The organism is Actinosynnema sp. CA-299493 (genome assembly GCF_050946825.1).
Taxonomy (GTDB): Bacteria; Actinomycetota; Actinomycetes; order Mycobacteriales; family Pseudonocardiaceae; genus Actinosynnema.
The window spans coordinates 4,970,077-4,994,898 of sequence record NZ_CP191993.1 but is presented as its reverse complement, the minus strand read 5'-3'; the positions used below and the strand labels follow the sequence as shown (position 1 = coordinate 4,994,898).

Here is a 24,822-nt window from a genome sequence, read left to right as displayed (position 1 = left end):
GGCCACGCGGTGAGCAGGTTGAACGCCCGCTTCACCAAGTTCCTCCCACCTTCCACACATCGACAGCGCGCCTAGGAGTTTCAGTTGACCGACTTCCCCCGAGGATTCCGCTGGGGCGTCGCCACTTCGGCCTACCAGATCGAAGGGGCCGTGGACGCCGACGGGAGAGGACCGTCGATCTGGGACGCGTTCGGCGCGGTGCCGGGCGCGGTCGCCGGTGGCGACACCGGCGCGGTCGCGTGCGACCACTACCACCGGATGCCCGAGGACCTGGCGCTGCTCGGCGAGCTCGGCGTGGACGCGTACCGGTTCTCGGTGGCGTGGCCGCGGATCGTGCCGACCGGCGCGGGCCGGGTCGAGCAGCGCGGGCTGGACTTCTACCGCAGGCTGGTCGACGGGCTGCTGGAACGCGGCATCGAGCCGTTCCTCACCCTCTACCACTGGGACCTGCCGCAGGCGCTGGAGGAACTGGGCGGCTGGCGTTCGCGGGACACCGCCGAGCGGTTCGCCGAGTACGCCGTGGTCGTGCACGACGCCCTGGGCGACCGGGTGTCGAAGTGGACGACGTTCAACGAGCCGTACGTGTCCTCGATCGTCGGCTACGGCGAAGGCAGGCACGCGCCGGGCGCGCGGGAGGGCCACGGCTCCCTCGCCGCCGCGCACCACCTGATGGTGGCGCACGGGCTCGCGGTGCGGGCCATGCGCGGCACGCCCGGTCACGAGTTCGGGATCGTGCTCAACCAGTCGCCGTCGACCCCGGTCACCTCCTCGGACGCGGACGTCGCCGCGGCGCGCAGGCACGACCTGCTGCTGCGCCGCCAGTTCACCGAACCGCTGTTCGCGGGCCGTTACCCGGACGACTACGAGGAGACGTTCGCGGGCGTCACCGACCTGTCGTTCCGGCAGGACGGGGACCTGGAGCTGATCTCCACGCCGCTCGACTACGTGGGCATCAACTACTACTACCGGCAGCACGTGGCCGACGCGCCGCACCGCGACCCGGACCCGGCCACCCGCACGTCGATCGACATCGGCATCGACACGACCCGCCTGCCGGACGTCCCCCGCACGGCGATGAACTGGCCGGTCGAGCCCGAGGGGCTCACCGGGACGCTGGTGGGGCTGAAGGAGCGCTACCCCGACCTGCCGCCGGTGTACGTCACCGAGAACGGGTGCGTGTACCCGGACCACCCCGGCTTCGTCGACCAGGAGCGCATCGAGTACCTGCGCACGCACCTCGCGGCGGCCAACGACGCCATCACCGCCGGTGTCGACCTGCGCGGGTACTTCGTCTGGTCGTTCCTGGACAACTTCGAGTGGGCGCACGGCTACAAGCACCGGTTCGGCCTGGTGCACGTGGACTACGAGACCTTGGTCCGCACGCCGCGGGCGAGCTACCACTGGTACCGCGACCTGGTCGCCGAGCAGCGCGCCAGGACGGCCGCGGCGGGGTGACCCGCGTGGCTGCCGTCGCGCGCAGGCGCGTCCGCGCGACGGCAGCCGTTCCCGCCCTCCCGACTCCCACCACCTGCCCGCGCCGCGGCCCGACCGTCACGGCCACGGGTTCGGCGTGCACGACTTCCCGTCCGGGACGATCGCGACACCCTGGTCGCTGCCGGTCGTGATCGACGCCAGCCCGTCGTTGTCCACGCTCAGCGTCTGCTGCATCATCACCGGCGCCGGCGAGCCGTCCGCCGGGCACACCTCGTGGCCGAGGCCGAGGAAGTGCCCGACCTCGTGGTTGACCGCGTAGACCCGGTAACCGCGCAGGTCGTCGCCGTAGGTGTGGGCGCCCCGGAACCAGCGCGCCGAGCTGAGGTGCACCGTCGACCCGACCCGGCACGACGTGTCGTAGGGCAGCTCGAACCCGCACAACGACCGCGCGGTGCGCTGCGAGGTCAACCGGATCCGCAGCTCCGGCTCCACGTCACCGCCCACCCGCCGGAACGGGTGCCTGCCGGCCCACCCGCGCGGGTGCCGCAGCGCGTGGTCGACGACGGCGGCGAACGAGTCGTCGCCGTGCGGCAGCACCACCCCGTCCTCGACCTCGACCGAGTACGCGGTGCCGGCGGTGCGGGCCGGGCCCGCCGGCGGCACGACGTGCCACGTGCCCGTGCCCTCCTCCGGGAACGCCGGACCGGTCGGCAGGTCCGCGCCGGAGCGCAACGCGCCGACCGGCGGGGCGTTGCGCTCCACCGAGGGCGCGCCGCGCTCCGAAGAGGGCGTGGGCGCGGCCGGCACGACACCGGACTGCGGCCACGTCACCGTCGCGGGCCGGGCCTCCATCCCGACGTCCAACGCCACCACCGTCGTCGCCGCCAGGCAGACGCCGGCCAGGTAGGGCACCACGGCGACCGGTTTCACGCGGGCTCCAAACCGGCCGAGCCGTACGCGCAGGCGGCGTTCCACAGCAGGAACGACGGCGCGCCCGCCTCCGCCGTGGCACGCACCTGCGCCTGCACCTCGGCCGGGCCGTAGGTGTGACCCAGCGAGAACGCCTGCAACCACGGGACCACCGTCGCGCCGCTGTCCCCGGTCAACCGGACGAAGTCCGCGACCGACGCCCGCACGATGTCGTACGGCTTCGCGTTCGGGTTGTCCACGCCGTACTCGCCCGGACCCCAGTGCGACGGGTAGACCATCGGCGCGACGTAGTCCACGTGCGCCGCGATGGCCGGGATGTCCTGCGCCACGTCCACCGGGCTGTGCGCGGCGATGCCGAACACCGACGCGCCCAGGTACGCCCCCAGCGGCCGGACCGCGGCCCGGTTGTCCTTGAGGAAGTCCACTATGGACTGCTCGGGGCTGGTGGCGAGGCCGGGGAACACCATCTGCCCGATCGGGCCGTCCGGCCGCCGCACGTAGTCGTAGAGGATGTCGTCGAAGCCCAGCGACGCGGCCTCCTCGGCGATGGCGATGTTGTACGCCCGCACGTCGGGGTTGGCGAAGTTGGTGAACGCGTACTCGCCGTAGTGCGCCGACCAGGGCGCGCCGGCCGTGTTCTGCGCCACCCGGTCACGCGCGCCCGAGTCCCACGACGCCTTGCCCAGCACCGGGTCGCGGAACGCCACCAGCCTGCCGACCACCCGCAGCCCCAGCCCGTGCAGCTCCTGCACCGCCGCGCGGGCGTCGTAGTAGTTGCGGGTCGCCCCGATCTGCCTGGCCAGCGGCACCTGCGAGTCGTAGCCGATCTCGCCGCTCTCGTCCTTGATGTCGAGCTGCACGGTGTCGATGCGGCCCTCGCGCGCCAACGCCAGCACCGGGTCGCGCAACGACGCCGTGGCCCACGCGGCGGCGCTCATGTGCACCCCCCGCATCCCGGGGTGGGTGACCTTGATCGCGACGTCCTGGCGCTGCGCGTTGCCGGCGGCGTCACTGGCCTCGACCCGGACGGTGGTGGCCGCCGACGCCAGCGAGACCTCGAACTTCCCGTCGCGCACCGGCACCCGCTGGTCGCCCACCAGCACCACGTCCGCGCCGTCCGCGCTGCCCTTCACCGTCACCGGGCCGCGCGGCGACCCGGCCTCCGCCACGTCCACCTTCAGCGCGGGCGGCGTGGCGTCCACCGTGAACTCGCGTTGCACCTCCACGTCGGGCATCCAGGGCAACGGGTTGGCCGCCCGCACGGACAGCGTGTGCCTGCCCTCGGCGAGCTTGACCCCGGTCAACGTCATGCGGCCGTCGGCGCGTCGCGCTTCCACCGGCTGTCCGTCCACGTGCACGGTGACACGGTCGAGCCCACTGACCTCCGCGGTGGTGATGGACACGCGCTCTACACCCGAAGGAGTGACAGCCGTGCCGTCGCCCAACTCCGCCACGGCGAGGCCCACCCCGCGCCCGTTCACGATCGTCGTGACGACCCCGACGACCAGCAGCAGCACCACGACGCCGACGACGGGGATCAGCACGCGCTTGAGCTTCCGGGGCGAATCCGACATCGAGTGACTCCGATCTGGGCGGGGCATCGGTTACCAGCGACTTGACCGGGTGGCGGAGCGCCAAACCGGAGGTCATCCGATGGGGTGTACGACCGTGTCGACCCGGTTCCGGCAAGGAACCATTCGACCGTGAACACCACGTCGTGGACCCCGGTCCGGACCGTCGTGGCGCTCGTCGCGGCCCTGTGCTGCGGCTGCGCCGGCCACCCCGGCGCGGGTGCGCCCGACGGTGCCGCCGCGCAGCTGCCCGCGCCCGCCTCGTCCGCCCCTCCGTCGTCCAGCACGCCGCCCGACCCGGCGGCGGTGGGCGCGAACGAGCTCGGCCAGGTGCCGATCCTGATGTACCACCGGCTCGTCGAGCAGCCCACGTCCGTCTACGACCGGACGCCGACGGCGTTCCGCGCCGAGCTGGAACGGCTCGCCGCCGAGGGGTACGTGCCGGTGACCACCGCCGAGTACGCGACCGGGCGCGTCGACCTCCCGGCCGGCGCGCACCCCGTCGTGCTGACCTTCGACGACGGCGACGCGACCCAGTTCGCGCTGGACGCCGAGGGGAAGCCCGCGGCCGGCACGGCCATCGCCATCCTGCTGGACGTCGCCGCGCGGCACCCCGGCTTCCGGCCGGTGGCGAGCCTGTACGTCAACGCCGGGCCGTTCGGGTCGCCGGACGGCGCGGCCCTGCGCTGGCTGCGCGACCACGGGTTCGAGATCGGCAACCACACCCGCGACCACACCAACCTGGCGTCGGCCGACGACGGGGGAGTGCAGGAGGCGATCGCGGCCGAGCAGCGGGAGATCCAGCGGGCCGTGCCCGACTACCCGGTGTCGAGCCTCGCGCTGCCGTTCGGCGCGATCCCGGCGAACGGCGCGCTCGCCCGGCGCGGCGGCTCCGGGGGGACGTCCTACGACTACGCGTGCGTGCTGATGGTGGGCGCGGGCCCGGCGCCGTCGCCCTACGCGGCGGACTTCGATCCGGCGCTCACGCCACGCATCCGTTCACAGGACCCGACCGGCGAGGACGCCCGGTACGGCTCCGCGGTGTGGCTCGACCAACTGGCCGCCGCGCCGGCACGGCGCTACACGTCCGACGGCGTCCTCGACCGCATCTCCTACCCGGCCTCGGCCGGGCTCGCGCCCGCGCCCGGGTTCGCCGACCGGGCGGTCGCTTACTGAGCCGAGCCCGCCGACCCACGCCACCGCCACCGCTGCCCACGCCCGGTCCGCCGCCGGTCGAGCCGGGGCCACCGGTGGCCGGGTCGCGCCTGGTCCGCCCCCTTGACGCAGCCGAGCCGCACTTCGGACGCCTCGGACGCGCCCTCCGCTCACGCCGTGGCGCGGGCGTGGTTGCGCAGGGCGATCGCGGCCCGTTCCAGGCTGCCCAGCACACCCGGCGGCAGCTCGTGGTGCCGGCCCACCACCTCCTGCGCCATGACCTGCATCGGCGCCGACTCCTCCGCCTCCACCACCGCGAGCACCTTGAACGCCGTGCCCGGCGCGAACAGCACCCGCTCCTGGACCACGCTGCCGAACGAGTCGACCACCGACACCCGCCGACCCGTCGCCGACCAGAGCAGGAACTCCACCCGACCGTCGACCGGCACCTCCGGCCCCGCCACGGTGTTGAGCAGACCGTGCTCCACCAGCACGTCACCCGTGCGGAACCGGCGCGCGTCACCCCAGCACACGGTCACGCCCTGGTGCGTCGGCAGCCGCCGCAACCCCGACACCACCGACGCCGCGTACGGCCACAACCGGCCCAGCTTCCCGCTGCGCAGCGCCTCGACCAGGACCTCCTCGTCGTTCCGCAGGCACGCCGACACCGCCGCGAGATCCGTCACCACCGCCTCGAACGCCTCCGGGTCGTCCGGCCGCTCGACGATGTGCCGGCACGCCACCGCCGCGTGCTCGCCGTACCGCTCACCCAGCATCCGCCGCAACGCGTCGCGCTCCGGCTCCGTGCTGCGGTGGTCGACCGGCACGACCTCCTCGCCCACCTGCTCGCCCCACACCGGCGCGGGGGAGTCCGCCAGCGGGCCGTCCACGCTCAGCGGCACCGGCTCGTCGACCGTCACGGGCGGCGGCGGCTCCTCGGCCACCGGCGGTCGCGGCATCGGCGCCGGGTCGCAGAACACGACCTTCAGCAGCCGCCGCACCTCCGGCTCCAGCCGTTCCACCAGCGACGCGCCCGCCACCGCGACCGCGCCCGCCGTCGTGCGGCCGGGCGAGCCGACGGTCAGCCGGGCCCACTCCGGGTCCACCGGCAGCGACCGCACCTCCGGCCCGTTGTCCTCCGCGTCACGCACCCACAGCCCGGACGGCACGACCTCCAGCACCACGCCGCCACCCAGGTCGAAGATGCCCGGGGTGCGCTCCACCAGCCCCTGCACCGGCATCCGGTACCCCGAGACGACCGGCGTGCCACCCGGCGCGTAGCGGACCTCGGTCACGTACGGCCGCCACGTCTGCTGACCGCGCGGGTTCACCGCCACCACGGCCGCGCCGCTGCGCAGCGAACCCACCGGCAACCCCGTGTACAGCGAGATCGGCTCACCGAGCTGGTCCGCCACCGCCTGCGCCTGGTGCTCGCCGCCGTACCAGACCAGCCGCACCCGCGACCGCGCCACCGACGGCAGCCCGCCCAGCAGGCGGCACACCTCGTCGGTCGGGATGGGCGGCTGGGCGGGACCACCGACCACGACGGTCAGCACGTTGTCCCGGCACGGCAGCCCGATCACCGCCCGCGCGTCCGGCGCCTGCGGGTCGAACTGCGCGCGCTGCGCCCGCAGCCACAGCCCCGCCGGGATCGGCTCGGAGATGCCGACCTCGCCCGTCGGCCAGGGCGTGTTCGGGTCGACCGCCTCCCAGTTCGGCACCGGGAACCGCCGGCCCATCGGCACCGGCGACGCGCCAGGCAGGAACCGCAGCCAGCAGCCGTACCCGCCGTTGCCCGCGACGAACGCCGCGCCCGGCACCGTGGTGACCGCGCCGTCCGGCGCCACCACCTCCGCCTGCAACTGCTCGCTCAGCCACTGCGCGGGCGCCGTCGGGCGCATCGAGCCGGAGTGCGGCGTCATCAGCCGCACCGGCCCCCGGCCGTGCAACGCGGCGGCCACGGCCGGCCAGAACGACGTCTCGTCACCACCGGGCGGTTCGACGACGACCACCGTGCGACCGCGGTCGACCGGCAGGCTCCGGCCGACCGCGACCGCGGCGGGGCTCGCGCCACCGGGCGGCCCGACCACCAGCGTCGCCCCGGCGAACGAGGCCGAGAACTGCGCGGGCGCGGGTGCGGGCGCCGGTGGCGGCGCGACGGGCTCTCGCTCGACCACCGGCTCCACCTGCGGGGCACGCTCCTTCGGTGCGGCACGTCGGAACATCAAGGCGCCCGATCACCTCCAGGCACGACTGCGCGGGAACGTCCGCACTCTACGCGGATGTCACCCGATCGAGTGTCGGCGCGTTGCCCCACGCTCGTCCACTGTGGACCTCAGGACGGCTCCGACCAGTGCGCCGAACGCCACGTGGTCCGCCCACTGCGCCGCCCGCGGCAGCTCCCGGACCGCCGGGAACCGCCGTCCGAGCAGCCCCAGGTCCACCACCGCGATCACCACCCCCGCCACCGCGCCCGTGCGCGCGTCCAGCGGCCACCGCCGGTCCACGGCCGCCAGCACGGCGGTCCAGAAGGCCGACACGCCGAGGTGGGCGACCGCGCCGCGGATCACACCCGTGCCGCCCAGCAAGGACGCCGCCGCCCGCGTCGACCGCAGAACGTCACCGTCGGTCCACAGCGCGTGTACGGTCGACGGCACGCCGCTGAGCGCCGACGCGACCACCCACGCCCGCACCGCGCGTGGACCGGACCTGCATCGGGTACCCGGCACGGCGGGAGCCTCTCGATCGCGCTTGCTCCGTGTGGTTCCATGTTCGAACCTGTGTTCGAGTATGACAAGATCGCGGGTGAACCGCACGACGACGTGCCCGACCGCATCCGGTCACCGGGGACCGCGCGGATCGCCCGCCTCGCTCGGCTACCGTGAACGCCGCTCGACACACGCCACGACCTGGGGAGAACGACCCGGTGACCGCTGAGATCCTGTACGGGGCCGACGACCTGACCCACCTGGAGGGTCTGGAGGCAGTGCGCAAGCGCCCCGGCATGTACATCGGGTCCACCGACAGCAGGGGCATCAACCACCTGTTCACCGAGGTGGTGGACAACTCCACCGACGAGGGCGTGGCCGGCCACGCCACCAAGATCGTCGTCACCCTGCACGCCGACGGCAGCGTCCAGGTCGACGACGACGGCCGCGGCATCCCCACCGGCACCCACGCCAAGTCCGGCCTGTCCGGCGTCGAACTCGTCCTCACCCGGCTGCACGCCGGCGGCAAGTTCGGCGGCTCCGGCTACAAGACCTCCGGTGGCCTGCACGGCGTCGGCGCGTCCGCCGTCAACGCCCTCTCGCTCCGCTACGACGTCACCGTCCGCCGCGAGGGCAAGACGCACGAGATGTCGTTCGCGCACGGCGTCCCCGGCGTGTTCGACGGCCCCGGGCCCCAGGCCGGCTTCACCCGCCAGTCCGGCCTGCGCGTCACCGGCCGCACCAAGCGCACCGGCACCTCCACCCGCTACTGGTACGACGCGCGCTACTTCGAGAACGGCTCCGCGCTCGACGTCGAGGCCGTCCGCGCGAAGCTGCGCAACACCGCGTTCCTCGTGCCCGGCGTGACCTACACCCTGCGCGTCGCCACCGACGAGGGGATCAGCGAGGAGACCTTCCACTACCCGGGCGGCCTGGTCGACATGGTCGACCACCTCGCGCCCTCCAGCGACAAGCCGGTCACCGGCACGCTGCTCATCACCGGCACCGGCGTCTACCACGAGAACGCGGCCGACGAGAACGGCGTCATGCGGTCCAAGGTCGAGCGCCAGGCCGAGGTCGAGATCGCATTGCGCTGGGGCACCGGCTACGAGCGCGTCGTCGAGTGCTTCACCAACACCATCCGCAACGTGCACGGCGGCACCCACCGCCGGGGCTTCGAGCGCGCCGTGCTCAAGTCGGTCCAGGACGCCATCGGCAAGACCAGGGGCCTGCTCAAGCCCAAGGAAGACCCGCCGACCCTGGACGACGTCCTCGAAGGCATGACCGCCGTCGTCCACGTCCGCATCCCGGAACCGCAGTTCACCTCCCAGACGAAGGACGAGCTCTCCACCGCCGGCATCACCAAGGTGGCGCTCGCCCTCGTCGAGAAGCACATCAAGGCGTGGACCGAGGACCGCCGCACCAAGGCCGAGGCCAAGGTCGTCCTGCAGAAGGTCGTCGACGCCTCCCGCGTCCGCCTGACCCAGAAGCAGCAGAAGGACGCCGCCCGCCGCAAGACGGCCCTCGAAGGCGCCGCGATGCCCGCGAAACTGGTCGACTGCCGCACCACAGGTGTTTCGCGTAGCGAACTTTTTCTCGTGGAAGGCGACAGCGCCCTCGGCTCGGCGCGAATGGCCCGCGTGTCGGAGTACCAGGCGTTGCTGCCGCTGCGCGGCAAGATCCTCAACGTGCAGAAGGCCAGCCTCGCCGACACCCTGCGCAACGTCGAGATCGCCAGCATCGTGCAGGTTCTCGGCGCGGGCACCGGGCGGACGTTCGACCTCGCCACCATGCGCTACGGCCGGGTGATCCTGATGGCCGACGCGGACGTCGACGGGTCCCACATCCGGACGTTGCTGATCACCCTGTTCGCCAAGTACATGCGGCCGGTGATCGAGGACGGGCGGCTCTACGCGGCGATGCCGCCGCTGCACAAGGTGATGACCAAGGGCCGCAACCCGGAGACCCACTTCACCTTCAGCCAGCGCGAGATGGAGCAGAAGGTCGCCAGGCTGGAGAAGGCGGGCAAGACGGTGGTCAAGCCCGTGCCCCGGTTCAAGGGCCTCGGCGAGATGGACGCGGACGAGTTGTGGGACACCACGATGAACCCCGCGACCCGCTCCGTGCGCCGCATCACCATCCACGACGCGGAGGCCGCGGAGACCGCCTTGGAGCTGCTGATGGGCGAGAAGGTCGAGCCGCGCCGGGCGTGGCTCGTCGAGTCCTCCGCCCGGGTCGACCAGTCCGCGATCGACATCTGACCCGCCTGACACACGAGGGAACGACCGACCATGGCACGCCGCAAGACCCCCACGACCAGGGTCGACCCGTCCGCCTTCGACCGCGCGGGCGCCCAGGTCTTCGACAACTCCCTGACCACCGAGATCGAGGACTCCTACCTGGAGTACGCCTACTCGGTGATCCACTCCCGCGCCCTGCCCGACGCGCGCGACGGCCTCAAGCCGGTGCACCGCCGCATCCTGTTCTCGATGAACGAGCAGGGCTACCGGCCGACCAGCTCGTACGTGAAGTCGTCCCGCGTGGTCGGGGACTGCTTCGTGCGCGGCGCGCTCGTCTCCACCCCGGAAGGGCTGCGGCCGATCGAGGAGCTGGAGGTCGGCGACCTCGTCCTGGACGGGCGTGGCGAGCCGGTCGCGGTCGACGCCGTCTACGAGAACCCGGTGTCGGAGCTGGTGCGCGTCACCTGGTCCGACGGCCACTCGATGCTCGTCACGCCCGGTCAGCGGTTCCACACCGGCGACGGCTGGGCCGACGACGACTGGACCGCCGCCCGCGACCTCGTCGGCTCCCGCACGACCGGTTTCGGCTCCGAGCGGCACGCGAACCTGCTCGCCGACGGCGACGCGTCCGGTTTCGTGCTCGGCCTGGTGGCCGCGTCCGGTGACGTGCTCGCCGACCGGCGGGTGCGGCTGGAGTCCGCGGACGTCGACGCCGTCGACATCGCGCACGGCTGGGCCATCGCGCACGACGTCACCGTGTCCCGGGAGAAGGACGGCGACCGGCTCACCCTCACCTTCGCCCGGCACGCCGGGCTCGAAGCGGCGGCGACCGGCCGGCTGGACGCCGTGCTGCGCGACCGGTCGGCGTGGACGCCGTTCATCGCGGGCCTGTTCATCGCGTCCGGTCGGGTCCGCGACGGCCGCGACATCGTCCTGCCCGGCGGCGACGCCGAGCACGCCGTGCTGGCCGACGCGGGCCTGCGCACCCTCCGTGACGAGACGACCCTGACGGTCACCGGCCGTGACGCCGCCGCGCTCGCCGTGGCGCTGCTGCGCTGGACCGGCGTCGGCCCGCGCCAGGACGCCCTGGTCCAGGTCATCCGCAACGCCAGGCACGCCGCCGACAAGCCGTTCCCGCACGTGGTGTCGGTCGAACCGGCCGCGTCGGACACCACCTACGACATCCAGGTGTCGAGCCCCGAGCACGCGTTCGTGGTGAGCGGCTTCGTCGTGCACAACTGCATGGGCAAGTACCACCCCCACGGCGACACCGCGATCTACGACGCGATGGTCCGCCTGGCCCAGGACTTCTCCCTGAACACCCCGTTGGTCGACGGGCACGGAAATTTCGGTTCCCCAGACGACGGACCGGCCGCGAGCCGCTACACCGAGGCCCGGATGTCGCCGGCGGCGATGTTGCTGGTCGGTGAGCTGGACGAGGACACGGTCGACTTCCGGCCCAACTACGACGGCTCGTTGCAGGAGCCGACGGTGCTGCCGGCGGCGTTCCCGAACCTGCTCGTCAACGGCACGTCGGGGATCGCGGTCGGGATGGCGACGAACATGATCCCGCACAACCTGGGCGAGGTCGTGGCGGCGGCGCGGCACCTGGTGACGCACCCGGACGCGACGCTGGACGAGCTGATGGGATTCATCCCGGGCCCGGACCTGCCGACCGGTGGCGTGCTGCTCGGGTTGGACGAGGTGCGCAAGGCGTACGAGACCGGGCGCGGCGTGGTGCGGATGCGGGCCAAGGTCGAGACCGGGTTGTTGGAGGGCAGCCGGGGCAGGCAGGCGATCACGGTCACCGAGCTGCCCTACGGCGTGGGCCCGGAGAAGATCATCGAGAAGATCACCGACGAGGTGACGAAGTCCAAGCGGCTGACCGGGATCTCCGACGTCAAGGACCTCACCGACCGCGAGAACGGCACGCGCGTGGTGATCGAGTGCAAGGTCGGGGTGAACCCGCAGGCGTTGCTGGCCGACCTGTACCGGCTCACGCCGATGGAGCAGTCGTTCGGCATCAACAACCTGGTGCTGGTGGAGGGCCAGCCGCGGACGTTGGGGCTCAAGGCGCTGCTGGAGGTGTTCCTCAAGCACCGCTACGAGGTGGTCACCCGGCGCACGCGGTTCCGGCGGCGCAAGCGCGAGGACCGGCTGCACCTGGTCGAGGGCCTGCTCAGGGCGCTGCTGGACATCGACAAGGTGATCAAGCTCATCCGGGGCAGCGACAACGCCGCAGCCGCGAAGGAGGGCTTGATGGCGAAGTTCACGCTCTCCGAGGTCCAGGCCACCTACATCCTGGACACGCCGTTGCGCCGGTTGACCCGCTACGACTCGGTGGAGCTGGAGGCGGAGCAGGAGAAGCTGCGCAACGAGATCGCCGAGCTGAGCAAGATCCTGGACGACCCGGCGGTGTTGAAGAAGGTCGTGTCCACCGAGCTGGCGAAGGTGGCCAAGGACCTCCAGCAGGAGCGCCGGACCGTGCTGCTCGACGGTGACCTGAAGGAGGTGCTGGCGGCGTCGAAGCCGGCCGGCCCGCTGGAGGTGGCCGACGACCCGTGCCAGGTGATCCTGTCCGCGACGGGCCTGGTGGCGCGGACGGCGGCCGAGTCGGAGGAGTCGTCGGAGGCGCGTCGCCGCAACGGGCGGATCAAGCACGACGCGGTGGCGGCGACCGTGCACACGACGGCGCGCGGCCAGGTGCTGGTGGTGACGAACCGGGGTCGGGCGTTCAAGACGGACGTGCTGCCGTTGCCGGTGTTGCCGGAGCAGAGCGGCACGGTGTCGTTGAGCGGTGGCATGGCGGCCGGTGAGCTGGTCGAGCTGACGGCCGGTGAGAAGGTCGTGGGCATCGCGCCGCTGACCGACACCGAGTCGCCGGGGTTGGCGCTGGGCACGCGGTCGGGCACGGTGAAGGTGTGCGCGCCGGAGTGGCCGGTGCGGTCGGACGAGTTCGAGGTGATCACCCTCAAGGAGGGTGACGAGGTGGTCGGCGCGACGTGGTTGGCCGGCGGGGACGAGACGTTGGTGTTCGTGACGTCGGAGGCGTCGCTGCTGCGGTACCCCGCCTCGTTGGTCCGGCCGCAGGGCTTGCGCGGTGGTGGCATGGCGGGCATCAACGTGGGGTCGGACGGGCGGGTGGTGTTCTTCGGCGCGGTGCGCACGGACGACGACGAGCACGGTGAGCCCATGGTGGTCACGTCGACCGGGCAGAGCGTGAAGGTGACGCCGTTCGCGGCGTACCCGGCGAAGGGCCGGGCGACGGGTGGTGTGCGGGCGCACCGGTTCCTGAAGGGGGAGACGGCGCTGGCGCTGGCCTGGGTGGGGCCGAGGCCGGCGGGCGCGGCGCGGAACGGGTCGCCGGTGGAGCTGCCGGCGGCCGACGAGCGCCGCGACGGTTCGGGGCACGCCCACCCGGGTCCGGACGTGGTGGGTCACCTGGTCGAACGCGACTGACAACCTCGGCCGGAGCCGCGCGCGACCGGGTGGGACGAGCCGGCCGACTTCCACCCGCTCGCGTCGTGGCGCGCGGCCGTTGCGCGCGAGGCCGGGCCGGGCGGCGTCGCGGTGACGGCCCCGGCTCAGGGGGTGAGGACCTCCAGGACGACCTGGCCGTAGAGGCCGGGCACCGTGCCGAGGCCGAGGTTGCACAGGAGGACGTCGGTGCTGGGGTAGACGACGGTGTGGACGAATGTCGCGCCGGTGAACACCCCCGCGGTGACCGTGCCGGTCGTCACGACCGTCAGGGTGGCGCCGGCCATGCTGGAGGCGGTGTTGCCGGACAAGGCCGATGTCTGCCCGTTGTTCCAGGTGACGTGGATGGTGATCGCATTCGCGCTGAACAGCGTCAAGCAGGTGGCGCCCGGGTACGTGCCGGTGGCCTTGGAGGTGCCGGAGGTGATGTCCGGGTGCGTGGTGGAAGCGCAAGGACCGTACTGCCTGGATGCCGTGACCGTGAGGTCCTGCGGTGAGTTCGTCGCCGCCGGGGCGTACCGCAGGACGGCGCTGCTGGGTGGCGTGCACGTGAGGTCGAGCCCGTCCGCACCGGCGTTGCCGGGCGCGATGAAGGCCGTGGACGCGACGGTGATCAGAACCGCGGCGAGCGTGTTGGCGATACGTGGCATGACGAATCCCCTCGGGTCGCACAGTTTCCGCAATGAGCCCAGGCGGTATGCGGTGATGGTTGCCGTACCGCCCTCGGTGAGGCGCGTGACGAGCCGCCGGCCGTGGAACCGCCGGCAGCCGCGACATCAGCCCTCCCGCCGGCTGCCCTGGAACACCGGGCCGTAGCGCTCCAGGTTGGCGTTGGGGTGCAGGATCGCGTGCAGGTTCAGCGCGTGCACGTCGCGCTGGATGCGCTGCCGGGTCGGGCTGTCACCGCCGAGCACGTCGACCGCGTCCCGGGCGCGCAAGCACGCCTCGCCGAGGTCGCGGCGCACGCCGGCGCGGTCCTCGGGCGTCCACTCCTCGCCGTCGACGGCCTTGAGGTCGACCACGGCGGCGGTGCGGCGGGCGTGGAACTCGGCCTCGTCGGCGAGCACCGTCGCCTCCCGCAGCCCCGACGCGGGCGCCGACCCGCGGGCCGCGTCCACCGCCGCACGGGCCAGGCCGACCGCGGGCGCGCTGACCGTGGCGCAGGCCGCGGGCACGAACGGCGCGCGGAACATCGGCGCGGCGGCGTGCGGGTGCGCCCGCAGCACGGGGTCGAGGCGCAGCACCCGTTCGGCGGGCACGAACACGTCCTTCGCCACCGTGGTCACGCTGCCGGTCGCGCGCAGCCCGGTGGTGTGCCAGTCGTCCACGACCGACAAGTCGACCAGCGGGATCGCCAGCGCCACCGGCGCCCGGTCGGGCAGCAGCATCGCGGCGTTGGTGGTCCAGTGGCTCTGCGACGCGCCGGTGGTGAACGCCCACCGCCCGTTGACCAGCACCCCGCCGCCGACCGGCTCGGCCGTCGCGGTGGGGCTGAGGATGCCGGTCACCCGCACGTCCGGTTTGGCGAACACCTCGCGCCGCACGTCCTCGGGGAACTGGCCGACGACCCACGTGGAGATGGCCCACACCGCCGCCGTCCACGCCGCCGACCCGTCGCCGCGCGCCAGTTCGGCGATCACCCCGACCACCGTGGCCAGGTCCGCTTCGTGGCCGCCGTGCGCGGCGGGCACCCGCAGTCGCAGCACGCCCGCGTCGGCCATCGCCTCCAACGAGGCTTCGTGCAGCCTGCGGTGCTCGTCGCCCCAGGCGGCGTGGGCGCGCAGGACGGGGACGACCCGCGCGGCGCGTCGCACCAGTTCGTGCCGTCGCGTGCCGTGCTCAGAGCCGTGCGTCCCCGTGCCGTGCACCACCGTGCCGTGCCTCCCCCATCGGTGACCCGTGACACACACCTTGGCGTGCTCTGCGCCACCAGACAACACCGGAATAGCCGGCGACCCGGTACCGTTGTGCCAGTTAGTTGAAAGTGCAACTACATGAACGAGGAGTGGCCATGCAGTTCGGTGTCTTCACCGTCGGCGACGTGACGCCCGACCCCACGACGGGGCGGACGCCGACCGAGGCCGAGCGCATCAAGGCCATGGTCGCCATCGCGCTCAAGGCCGAAGAGGTCGGCCTGGACGTCTTCGCGACCGGCGAGCACCACAACCCGCCGTTCGTCCCGTCGTCGCCGACGACCATGCTCGGCTACGTCGCGGCGCGCACCGAGCGGTTGATCCTCTCCACCGCGACCACGCTGATCACCACCAACGACCCGGTGAAGATCGCCGAGGACTACGCGATGCTCCAGCACCTGGCCGACGGCCGGGTCGACCTGATCATGGGTCGGGGCAACACCGGCCCGGTGTACCCCTGGTTCGGCAAGGACATCCGCGACGGCATCGACCTGGCCATCGAGAACTACGCCCTGCTGCGCAAGCTGTGGCGGGAGGACGTGGTGGACTGGGAGGGCAAGCACCGCACGCCGCTGCAGTCGTTCACCTCGACCCCGCGCCCGCTCGACGACGTGCCGCCGTTCGTGTGGCACGGCTCGATCCGCAGCCCGCAGATCGCCGAGCAGGCCGCGTACTACGGCGACGGCTTCTTCGCCAACCACATCTTCTGGCCGAAGGAGCACTTCCAGCGGCTGATCACCTTCTACCGCGAGCGCTACGAGCACCACGGGCACGGCGCCGCGCACCAGGCGATCGTCGGACTCGGCGGCCAGGTGTTCATGCGCCGCAACTCGCAGGACGCCGTCCGCGAGTTCCGGCCCTACTTCGACAACGCGCCGGTGTACGGGCACGGCCCGTCGCTGGAGGAGTTCACCGAGCAGACCCCGCTGACCGTCGGCAGCCCGCAGGAGGTCGTCGACAAGACGCTGACCTTCCGCGAGCACTTCGGCGACTACCAGCGCCAGCTGTTCCTCATGGACCACGCGGGCCTGCCGCTGAAGACGGTGCTGGAGCAGCTGGACCTCCTCGGCGAGATCGTGCCGACGCTGCGCCGCGAGTTCGCGGTCGGCCGCCCGGCCGACGTGCCGGACGCGCCCACCCACCGGTCGATGCTCCAGGCGGCCACCTCGGAGGCGAACGCACGATGACGAACCCGACCGTCGCGGTGGTGCAGGCCGGGCTCGGGTCGCCGTCGTCCACGCAGTTGCTGGCGACCCGGCTGGCCGAGGCCACCCAACGGCTCGTGCCCGACCTGGAGGTGCGCACCGTGCACCTGCGGGACGTGGCGCGCGACATCGCGGACAACCTCGTCACCGGGTTCCCCGGCGCGCGGCTGCGCGACGTGGTCGAGTCGGTGGTCGGCGCGGACGCGGTGATCGCCGTGACGCCGACGTTCAACGCGTCCTACAGCGGGCTGTTCAAGTCCTTCGTGGACGTGCTGGAGCCGGAGTCGTTGGCGGGCAAGCCGGTGCTGATCGCCGCGACCGGTGGCACCGAGCGGCACTCGCTGGTGCTCGACCACGCGCTGCGCCCGCTGTTCGCCTACCTGCGGGCGATCGTGGTGCCGACCGGCGTGTACGCCGCGTCGTCCGACTGGGGCGCCGAAGGGCTGCCCGGCCGCGTCGACCGGGCCGCGGGCGAGTTGGCCGACCTGCTCGTCGGCCGGGCGCCGGCCAAGCCCGCCGACGCCGGGTTCGTGCCCTTCGACCAACTGCTCGCCGGGCGGTGAGCAGCAGGCGCGAGCGAGGCGGACGTGGACCTGACCGCGGTCGGGACGCCGACTAGATTCGGCCCATGTCCGCCTCGCTGCGCCTCGCGGTGCGCAACGCCGCCGCCCTGACGACCGGCCTCGCCCACACCCGGGGACACGTCTTGACCAGCCGTGACGCGTTCCTCGCGATGAGCGGGCCGACCCTGCTGCGGGTGCTCGTGGTGCGGCCGGACCCCGACCCGGCCGATGTCGCCGAGTTGGCGCTGCTGGTCAAGCGGGCCGAGGCGCGGGTCGTGGTCGAGGACTCGTTCGGCACGGTCGACGGTGCGGCGCTCGGGCTCACCGCGCGCCACCTGCCGGTGATGATCCGCCCGCCCGCGCCCGCGCCACGTCCCGCGCTGGAGGTCGAGCCCGCGCGCACGGCCGCCGAGTGGGCCGTCGCCGAGCGGGTCGTGGTCGACGGCTTCCCGTTGCCGGGCTTCCCGGCCGGCGACGCGCTGCCCCTGGCGTTGAAGGACCGCGAGGGCTTCCGGGTGCGCGTGGCGTGGCGCGACGGCGTGCCGGCCGGCGCGTGCCTGACCGTCGAGACGGACGACGCGGCCGGCCTGTACTGGGTGGCGACCCTGCCCGCGCACCGCTCACGCGGCGTCGGCCGGGCGTTGCTGGCCGCGGCGCTCACCGAGTTCCCGACGCTGCCGATGACCCTCAGCGCGACCGAGCAGGGCCTGCCGCTGTACGAGTCGCTGGGCTTCGCCACCATCACCCGGGCCACCTGGTGGTCGAACGCGGACTGACCGCGTGACGCCGGATCGGCCGCTCTCCTCCCGGCCCGGAGCCGTCGTGGAGGCCGTGGTCGGCGAGTCGGTGTGGCTGCTCGGCCTGGCGCAACGGCGGCTGACCCGGGACGGCCCGTTGGCGGCGCTCTCGCGCGGCGCGTTCGCCGCGTTCTTCATCCAGGGGTCGGCGCTCATCGTGGTGGCGGTGGCGGCCGAGCTGAAAGCATTCCTGGTGGCCGCGGTCGCGATCGCGGTGTCCTTCGGGGCGGGTCGGCTATTGACCGCGCGAACCCGGTCGGGTCGCTTTCTCCAATCCGTTTGACTGTGGCCATTCAATGGGTTATCAGCAATGCCCCGGTGGTCTCGTGTTCACCTACTGGGAAGCCCCGGACGGGTGACGCCGGCGCGACACCGCGTGGTTTCCACACCGTGGGACACCTGGGCATACCCGGGACACGGGGGCGCTCCCGCGTGTGGGAGACTTCGCGCCATGGCTCCTCTTCGCTTCGCCCTGCCCAACAAGGGCTCGTTGAGTGCTCCCGCGGCGCAGATGCTGGCCGAAGCCGGTTACCGGGTGAACAGGTCCGGCCGTGAGCTGATCGTGGCGGACCCGGCGAATGATGTGCAGTTCTTTTTCCTGCGTCCCCGCGACATCGCGGTGTACGTGGGCGAGGGGTCGTTGGACGTCGGCATCACCGGCCGTGATCTGCTGCTCGATTCCACCGTGTCGGCGAAGGAAATCCTGCCGCTCGGCTTCGGTCGGGCGTCGTTCTACTTCGCGTCCAAGCCCGGCGGCATCCACGACGCCGCGGGCCTGGCGGGCAAGCGGATCGCGACCAGCTACCCGAACCTGGTCGAGCACCACCTGGCCGACCTCGGCGTGAAAGCGCACCTCGTGCGGCTCGACGGCGCGGTGGAGACCGCCGTGGAGCTCGGCGTGGCCGACGCGATCGCCGACGTGGTCGAAACCGGCATCACGCTGAAGACCTCCGGCCTGGAGACGTTCGGCTCGCCGATCCTCAAGTCCGAGGCGGTGCTGATCCAGGGCGACACGGTCGCCGACGCGCCGGACGCGGTGCGCGCCGTCGAGATCCTGCACCGCAGGCTCCAGGGCGTGCTGATCGCCCGCCGTTACGTGATCCTCGACTTCGACTGCCCGGCGGAGGCGCAGGAGGAGGCCTTCAAGCTGGTGCCCGGCATCGAGTCGCCCACCGTCTCCCCGCTGGCCCGCGAGGGCTGGGTCGCCGTCCGCTCGCTCGTGCCGCGCGACGACGCGCCGTTCATCATGGACGAGCTGTGGCGCGTGGGCGCCCGCGCGATCCTGGTCAGCTCCCTCGACACCTGCCGCATCTAGCCGAAGCGCACACCTCGGACTCCACGTTCCCGCCGGGGAACGTGGAGTTTCGCGTTCCGAGCGTTCAACTCACGCGTTCCGGACGTAGGACTCTCGTGACGTGGGCGTAGGACTCTCGCGTGCCGCTAGATCCGGTCTAGCGGGCCGTCTCGCGCCTCCTGGGTGAGAGGAGGTGGCGCATGGAGCCGCTGCGCATCGCCGTGATCATCGGCAGCACCCGCGAAGGACGTGTCGGCGACGGCATCGGCCGGTGGGTCGCCCAGGTCGCGGCACGGCGCGACGACGTCGAGCCGGTCGTGCTCGACCTGGCCGACTACGACTTCCCGCCGTGCTACCCCGGCCGGCCGACACCCGAGACCCGGCGGTTCACCGGGCACGTGGCCGAAGCGGACGGGTTCGTCGTCGTCACCCCCGAGTACAACCGCAGCTTCCCGGCCTCCCTCAAGCAGGCGATCGACTACGCCTACGACGAGTGGCACGCCAAGCCCGCCGGGTTCGTCTCCTACGGCTACCGCTCGGAGGGCTTCCACGCCGTCGAGCAGCTCCGAACAGTATTCACCGAGTTGCACGTCATGACAGTGCGAACGGGCGTCAGCGTGAACCTGCTCGCCGACGAACCGCTCGACACCGAGCACCGCCGCCGTGCCGCGGAGGCGATGTTCGACCAGCTCACCTGGTGGGCGTCGGCCCTCAAGGATGCCCGCACCCGACGCCCCTACGTCTCCTAGCCGTGTCCCACCAAGAAGGGAATCCCATGAACGCCATCGAAACGTCGGGCCTGGTCAAGGTCTTCGGCGACACCCGCGCGGTGGACGGCGTCGACCTCACCGTGCCCGCCGGGACGGTGTACGGCCTGCTCGGCCCGAACGGCGCGGGCAAGACCACGACGGTCCGCATGCTGGCCACCCTGCTACGACCGGACGAAGGGGAGGCGCGGGTGTTCGGTCACGACGTGCGCGCCGACCCGAACGCGGTGCGCCGACTGGTCAGCCTCACCGGGCAGTACGCCTCCGTCGACGAGGACCTGACCGGCACCGAGAACCTGATCCTGCTGGGCAGGCTGCTCGGCCACACCCGCCCGCACGCCCGCGCCCGGGCCGGGCAGCTGCTGGAGGCGTTCGGCCTGACCGAGGCGGCGTCCAAGCAGGTCAAGCACTACTCGGGTGGCATGCGCCGCCGGTTGGACATCGCGGCCAGCATCCTCAACACGCCGAAGCTGCTGTTCCTGGACGAGCCGACCACCGGCCTGGACCCGCGCAGCCGCAACCAGGTGTGGGACATCGTCCGCGCGGTCGTCGCGCACGGCACCACGGTGCTGTTGACCACGCAGTACCTGGACGAGGCCGACCAGCTCGCGTCCCGCATCGCCGTGATCGACCGCGGCAAGGTGATCGCCGAGGGCACCAAGGGCGAGCTGAAGGCGTCCGTCGGCGTCGGCGCGGTGCACCTGCGGTTGCGTGACGCCGACCAGCGCCCCCGGGCGCAGCAGGTCCTGGCCCGCGCCCTGGAGATCGACGTGCTGCTCGACCCCGACCCGGTCGCGCTGACCGCCCGGCTGTCCGGCCGGGCCACCGAGCAGGCCGCCGAGGCACTGGCCCAGCTCGCCCGCGAGGGCATCACCGTCGACACGTTCTCCCTCGGCCAGCCCAGCCTGGACGAGGTCTTCCTGGCACTCACCGACAAGAAGGAGGCGGCGGCGTGACCGTCACCAAGGAAGCAGAGCTCCTGCCCGCACCCAAGGCGGAGGACTTGGCGGCGGTGCTGCTGGAGACCGTGCAGCCGCGCCGACCGAGTGCGCTGTCGGCGTCGCTCACGTTCGGCTGGCGCGCCGTGCTCAAGATCAAGCACGTGCCCGAGCAGCTGTTCGACGTCACCGCGTTCCCGATCATGATGATCTTGATGTTCACGTACCTGTTCGGCGGCGCGCTGGCCGGTTCGCCGGGGGAGTACATCCAGTACCTGCTGCCCGGCGTGACGGTGACCAGCGTCGTGATGATCACCATGTACACGGGCGTCGCGGTGAACACCGACATCGAGAAGGGCGTCTTCGACCGGTTCCGCACGCTGCCGATCTGGCGGCCCGCGCCGATGGTCGGCTACATCCTGGGCGACCTGCTGCGGTACGTGCTGGCGTCCACCGTGATCATGGTGGTCGGCCTGGTCTTGGGCTTCCGGCCCGGCGGCGGGTTCGTCGGCGTCGTGCTCGGCGTGGCGGTGCTGGTGGCGTTCTCGTTCGCGTTCTCGTGGGTGTGGACGATGTTCGGCCTGCTGATGCGCAGCGAGAAGTCCGTGATGGGCGTGAGCATGCTCTTCCTGTTCCCGCTCACGTTCCTGTCCAACGTCTACGTCGACCCGGCCACGATGCCGGGCTGGTTGCAGGCGTTCGTGAACGTCAACCCGATCAGCAAGCTGGTCGAGGCCGTGCGCGCCCTCATGGCGGGCGGCTTCGACAGCGACGCGATGCTCTGGACCCTCGGCTACGGCGTCGTCTTCACCGTCGTGTTCGGCGCCTGGACCATGCGCCTGTACAACCGCAAGTAGCGACTAGAGGCGAAAGCTCTGCTCTCCCGAGTAGACGCACGTCGCCCCGGTCGAGACGGTCTCCCGCAGGTGGGCCGCGAGACCGGGGTGGCGTGCGTCCAGCTTGCGCAGCGCGTCGCGGATGCGGGCGGTGACCGTCTTGCGGGCCCGTTCGGCTTCGTCGCCCAGCCTGCGGGTGCGGCCGGCCAGCCCGGCGGCGGCACGCAGCTCCTCCAGCAGGGCGGCGCGTTCGCGGTCCAGGGCGGCGGCGCGGTCGTCGTCGAACGCCCGGTCGATCTCGTCGTCCAGTTCCGCCAGCCGACGCCGGTAGCGCGACTTCGCCTCGTCGTCCAGCACCGGGTCACCGCCCAGCCGCGCGGACGCCACCGCCTCCGGCGCGAGCAGCACCACCGCGGCCACCGGCTCGCCCGGGCTGCTCAGCAGCACGTGCAGATCACGCAGCCCCTTCGAGTCCGGCACCCGCACGGTGACGCCGTCGTACGACAACGCCCACACCTCGCCGTCCCGCCGGAACTCGCGCACGGTCCGCTCACCCGGCACGCCCTGCGCCCGCAACGCCTCCTCCAGGTGCCGCCGCGCCCGCGCCACCCACGGCCGGGCACGCATCCGCTCGGCCGACCGCCGTGCCGCGGTCAACTCCTCCACCGCCTCGTCGCACCGGCCCAGCGCCAAGTCCACCAGGCCGAGCCACAGATCGACCGGCCCGCTGATGTCGCACCCGTACACCGACACCAGCCACTTTCCCCGGTGCGGCGCCAACTCCTCGCGCACCCGCGCGGCCAACTCCCGGTCACCCGCCGCGTGGGCGTACTGGGCCCGGAACCGCAGCCACAGCGGTTCGAACCACGACTGGGACCGATCGTCCTGCTCGACGTGGACCCGGGCGGTCGCCACGTCACCGCGCTCGATGGCGGCGATACCGGCCGGCAGCCCCGGGACCGGGTAGTCGCTCGCGAGGATCTCGGGCGCCAACTCGTCCAGCTCGGCGAACTTGCCCTGCGGCAGCAGCAACGCCCACCGCAGGTGCAGGTACATCATCCGGAACCCGGTGTGCCTGCTCGCGCCCAGCTCGATCGCCTTGGCCAGCAACGCCTCCGCCTCGGCGAACCGGCCCTGCATCACGGCGATGATCGACTGGTCGATCGCGGCCGAGAAGTTGAACCGGCTCATGCCCAGCCGCTCCGACAGCGCGACGAACGCGTGCACCTGGTCCACGTAGCGCGGGTCACCGAGCTCCACCAGCGCCACCCACCGGAACGAGGTGGCGAAGTGCTCGACGCTGTGGTCGCCGCTGCGCCGCGACACGGTGAGCAGCTCGTCGATCAACGCCAGCCGCTGCTCCGCGTTGCCGATCCCCACCGTCGTGTCGTGCACCGCCCAGAGACCGGAGGCCAGCACGTCGTCATCGTCACCACCCCGCGCCGCCTCGGTGGCGCGCAAGCTGATCTCCCGCGCCAGCACCTCCGTCGGCACGTCCGGCGGCGGCCCGATCAGCCGGGCGTACGCCTCCCGCACCACGGCCGACGCCTGGCCCTCCTCCTCGGCGAACCGGTACACCGCCAGCGCGACCAGGGCGAACGGCGCCGGATCGGCCAGCTCCCGCGCCCACCCCGCCGCCTCGTGGAAGACCCGACGAGCCTCGACGGGCTCCGCGCAGTGGTACAGCTCGTTGCCGAGCTCCAACGCCACCGCGATCCGCCGCCGGGCGCCCTCGGCCCGCTCCAACGCCCGCCGGTAGTGCCCGGCGGCCTCCTCGACCGCCATCCGACGACTCGCGTCCCGCGCCGCCGCCACGATCAGGTCCACCGCGCGGTCCGCGGCCAACCGGTCACCGGCCAGGTGCGCGTGCCGGGCCAGCTCCACCGGGGCCACCTGGCCGGCCGGCTCTCCGTCCAACGCCCGCACCACGGCCGCGTGCCGCGCGTCCACATCGGACAGCGACCCGTACAGCGCCTCGCGCACCAGGTCGTGCGCGAACGAGAACCGACCACCGCCCAGCCCCAGCACCAACCGCGCCTGCACGGCCTGGTCGAGCAACCGGTCCACCACGGGCACCGGCAACGACGCCGTGGCGGCCACCACCTTGCGGTGGAACTCGTGCCCCAGCACGGCGGCCGTCGTCAACAGGTCGCCGACCTGCGCGGGCAACAACGACAACCGCCGCCGCAACGCGTCCCGCACACCGGGCGCGATCGCCGTCACCGGCCCACCCCCGTGCCACAACCGCGCGGTCTGCTCGACGAAGAACGGGTTGCCGCCGGTCCGCAGGTGCACCTCGGCCACCAACTCCGGCTCCGGCTCACGACCCGCCGTGCGCGCCATCAACTCACCGACCTCGACCGGCGTCAGCCCGGTCAACGCCACCGTCGCCGCCCGACTGAGCAGCGGCGTCATCAACGGCCGCAGCGCGTGGTCCTCGGCGTCCACCTCGTTGTCGCGATACGTGCCGACCAGCAGCACGCGTTCGAACCACGTGTGCTGCGCGGCGAACTCCAACAACTTCACCGACGCCGCGTCGGCCCAGTGCAGGTCCTCCAGCACGACCACCACCGGCCGGTGCTGCGACACCGCCACCAACGCCGTCGTCACCGCGTCGTAGAGCGGAAAGCTCTCCGGCGTGTGCTCCGCCGGCGCCTCACCGAGCAGCACCGCCAGCGGACCACGGTCCACCGACTCCCACTCCACCTCCGTCGCCGCCCGCCGCAACGCCCGGATCACCTGCACCCACGGCCAGTACCCGGGCGCGCTGTCGGAATCCCAACACGCCCCACCGAGCACCAACGCCCCCACCCGCCGCGCCTGCTCAGCCGCACCGGTCACCAACGTCGTCTTGCCGATCCCCGCCTCACCAGCGACCAACACCAACCCACCGTGACTACCAACCGCCCGCTCAACCTCCGCGCGCAGCACCCCAGCCGAATGATCACGTCCGATGAGTCGCATAGCGGCTAAAACCTAACCCATCCCACCGAC

The 24,822-nt window shown here is 72.4% G+C and carries 19 protein-coding genes; 12 read left to right on the top strand and 7 right to left on the bottom strand.

The window, feature by feature from the left end; genetic code table 11:
* The first annotated feature begins 84 nt into the window (after nt 1-84).
* Nucleotides 85-1,455, top strand: coding sequence for a GH1 family beta-glucosidase (locus ACQPYE_RS20680; protein ID WP_498713546.1), 1,371 nt, complete (start codon nt 85-87; stop codon nt 1,453-1,455).
* 96 nt (nt 1,456-1,551) lie between these two features.
* Here ACQPYE_RS20680 and ACQPYE_RS20675 read toward each other — a convergent pair whose 3' ends face one another.
* Together ACQPYE_RS20675 and ACQPYE_RS20670 are read right to left on the bottom strand one after the other, a co-directional pair.
* Complete coding sequence (locus tag ACQPYE_RS20675) at nt 1,552-2,364, bottom strand: DUF3152 domain-containing protein (protein WP_498713545.1); 813 nt, start codon at nt 2,362-2,364, stop codon at nt 1,552-1,554.
* The gene (locus ACQPYE_RS20670) at nt 2,361-3,938 is read right to left on the bottom strand and encodes a putative glycoside hydrolase (protein ID WP_498713542.1); all 1,578 of its coding nucleotides are present in this window, start codon (nt 3,936-3,938) and stop codon (nt 2,361-2,363) included. Before ACQPYE_RS20670 ends, ACQPYE_RS20675 begins: the two co-directional genes overlap by 4 nt.
* 129 nt (nt 3,939-4,067) lie before the next feature.
* Between ACQPYE_RS20670 and ACQPYE_RS20665 the strand changes: the two genes are divergently transcribed.
* Nucleotides 4,068-5,111 carry a polysaccharide deacetylase family protein gene (locus ACQPYE_RS20665; RefSeq protein WP_498713540.1) on the top strand — a complete coding sequence of 348 codons (1,044 nt, stop codon included), beginning with the start codon at nt 4,068-4,070 and terminating at the stop codon, nt 5,109-5,111.
* Nucleotides 5,112-5,260: 149 nt separating this feature from the next.
* Here ACQPYE_RS20665 and ACQPYE_RS20660 read toward each other — a convergent pair whose 3' ends face one another.
* Together ACQPYE_RS20660 and ACQPYE_RS20655 are read right to left on the bottom strand one after the other, a co-directional pair.
* Complete coding sequence (locus ACQPYE_RS20660; RefSeq protein WP_498713538.1) at nt 5,261-7,267, bottom strand: hypothetical protein; 2,007 nt, start codon at nt 7,265-7,267, stop codon at nt 5,261-5,263.
* A gap of 108 nt (nt 7,268-7,375) precedes the next feature.
* Complete coding sequence (locus tag ACQPYE_RS20655; protein ID WP_498713536.1) at nt 7,376-7,747, bottom strand: hypothetical protein; 372 nt, start codon at nt 7,745-7,747, stop codon at nt 7,376-7,378.
* Nucleotides 7,748-8,016: 269 nt separating this feature from the next.
* On the opposite strand from ACQPYE_RS20655, the gene ACQPYE_RS20650 reads away from it, so the two are divergent.
* Nucleotides 8,017-10,059: a DNA gyrase/topoisomerase IV subunit B gene (locus ACQPYE_RS20650; RefSeq protein WP_498713534.1), complete on the top strand. Its 2,043-nt coding sequence runs from the start codon at nt 8,017-8,019 to the stop codon at nt 10,057-10,059.
* A 30-nt stretch (nt 10,060-10,089) separates the two neighbouring features.
* Nucleotides 10,090-13,497: a DNA gyrase/topoisomerase IV subunit A gene (locus tag ACQPYE_RS20645; RefSeq protein WP_498713533.1), complete on the top strand. Its 3,408-nt coding sequence runs from the start codon at nt 10,090-10,092 to the stop codon at nt 13,495-13,497.
* A 125-nt stretch (nt 13,498-13,622) separates the two neighbouring features.
* Here ACQPYE_RS20645 and ACQPYE_RS20640 read toward each other — a convergent pair whose 3' ends face one another.
* Together ACQPYE_RS20640 and ACQPYE_RS20635 are read right to left on the bottom strand one after the other, a co-directional pair.
* The gene (locus ACQPYE_RS20640; protein WP_498713531.1) at nt 13,623-14,165 is read right to left on the bottom strand and encodes a hypothetical protein; all 543 of its coding nucleotides are present in this window, start codon (nt 14,163-14,165) and stop codon (nt 13,623-13,625) included.
* A 126-nt stretch (nt 14,166-14,291) separates the two neighbouring features.
* Nucleotides 14,292-15,386 carry an acyl-CoA dehydrogenase family protein gene (locus tag ACQPYE_RS20635; protein WP_498713529.1) on the bottom strand — a complete coding sequence of 365 codons (1,095 nt, stop codon included), beginning with the start codon at nt 15,384-15,386 and terminating at the stop codon, nt 14,292-14,294.
* 140 nt (nt 15,387-15,526) lie between these two features.
* Between ACQPYE_RS20635 and ACQPYE_RS20630 the strand changes: the two genes are divergently transcribed.
* From ACQPYE_RS20630 to ACQPYE_RS20595, 8 genes are all read left to right on the top strand, one after another.
* On the top strand, nt 15,527-16,615 hold the full coding sequence (locus ACQPYE_RS20630) for an LLM class flavin-dependent oxidoreductase (protein ID WP_498713527.1): 1,089 nt from the start codon (nt 15,527-15,529) through the stop codon (nt 16,613-16,615).
* A complete protein-coding gene (locus tag ACQPYE_RS20625) occupies nt 16,612-17,196 on the top strand; it encodes an FMN reductase (RefSeq protein WP_498713525.1) in 585 nt (194 codons plus the stop codon). Before ACQPYE_RS20630 ends, ACQPYE_RS20625 begins: the two co-directional genes overlap by 4 nt.
* A 65-nt stretch (nt 17,197-17,261) precedes the next feature.
* Nucleotides 17,262-17,972 carry a GNAT family N-acetyltransferase gene (locus ACQPYE_RS20620; protein ID WP_498713523.1) on the top strand — a complete coding sequence of 237 codons (711 nt, stop codon included), beginning with the start codon at nt 17,262-17,264 and terminating at the stop codon, nt 17,970-17,972.
* Nucleotides 17,973-17,976: 4 nt separating this feature from the next.
* Nucleotides 17,977-18,276, top strand: coding sequence for a hypothetical protein (locus ACQPYE_RS20615; protein ID WP_498713521.1), 300 nt, complete (start codon nt 17,977-17,979; stop codon nt 18,274-18,276).
* Between the two features lie 168 nt (nt 18,277-18,444).
* Nucleotides 18,445-19,308: an ATP phosphoribosyltransferase gene (gene hisG / locus ACQPYE_RS20610; RefSeq protein ID WP_498713519.1), complete on the top strand. Its 864-nt coding sequence runs from the start codon at nt 18,445-18,447 to the stop codon at nt 19,306-19,308.
* Between the two features lie 179 nt (nt 19,309-19,487).
* Nucleotides 19,488-20,036 carry an NADPH-dependent FMN reductase gene (locus ACQPYE_RS20605; protein WP_498713517.1) on the top strand — a complete coding sequence of 183 codons (549 nt, stop codon included), beginning with the start codon at nt 19,488-19,490 and terminating at the stop codon, nt 20,034-20,036.
* A 26-nt stretch (nt 20,037-20,062) separates the two neighbouring features.
* Nucleotides 20,063-21,010: an ATP-binding cassette domain-containing protein gene (locus tag ACQPYE_RS20600; protein WP_498713515.1), complete on the top strand. Its 948-nt coding sequence runs from the start codon at nt 20,063-20,065 to the stop codon at nt 21,008-21,010.
* A complete protein-coding gene (locus tag ACQPYE_RS20595; protein WP_498713513.1) occupies nt 21,007-21,849 on the top strand; it encodes an ABC transporter permease in 843 nt (280 codons plus the stop codon). Before ACQPYE_RS20600 ends, ACQPYE_RS20595 begins: the two co-directional genes overlap by 4 nt.
* 3 nt (nt 21,850-21,852) lie before the next feature.
* On the opposite strand, the gene ACQPYE_RS20590 is transcribed toward ACQPYE_RS20595, so the two are convergent.
* Complete coding sequence (locus ACQPYE_RS20590) at nt 21,853-24,792, bottom strand: ATP-binding protein (RefSeq protein WP_498713511.1); 2,940 nt, start codon at nt 24,790-24,792, stop codon at nt 21,853-21,855.
* Nucleotides 24,793-24,822: the final 30 nt, after the last annotated feature.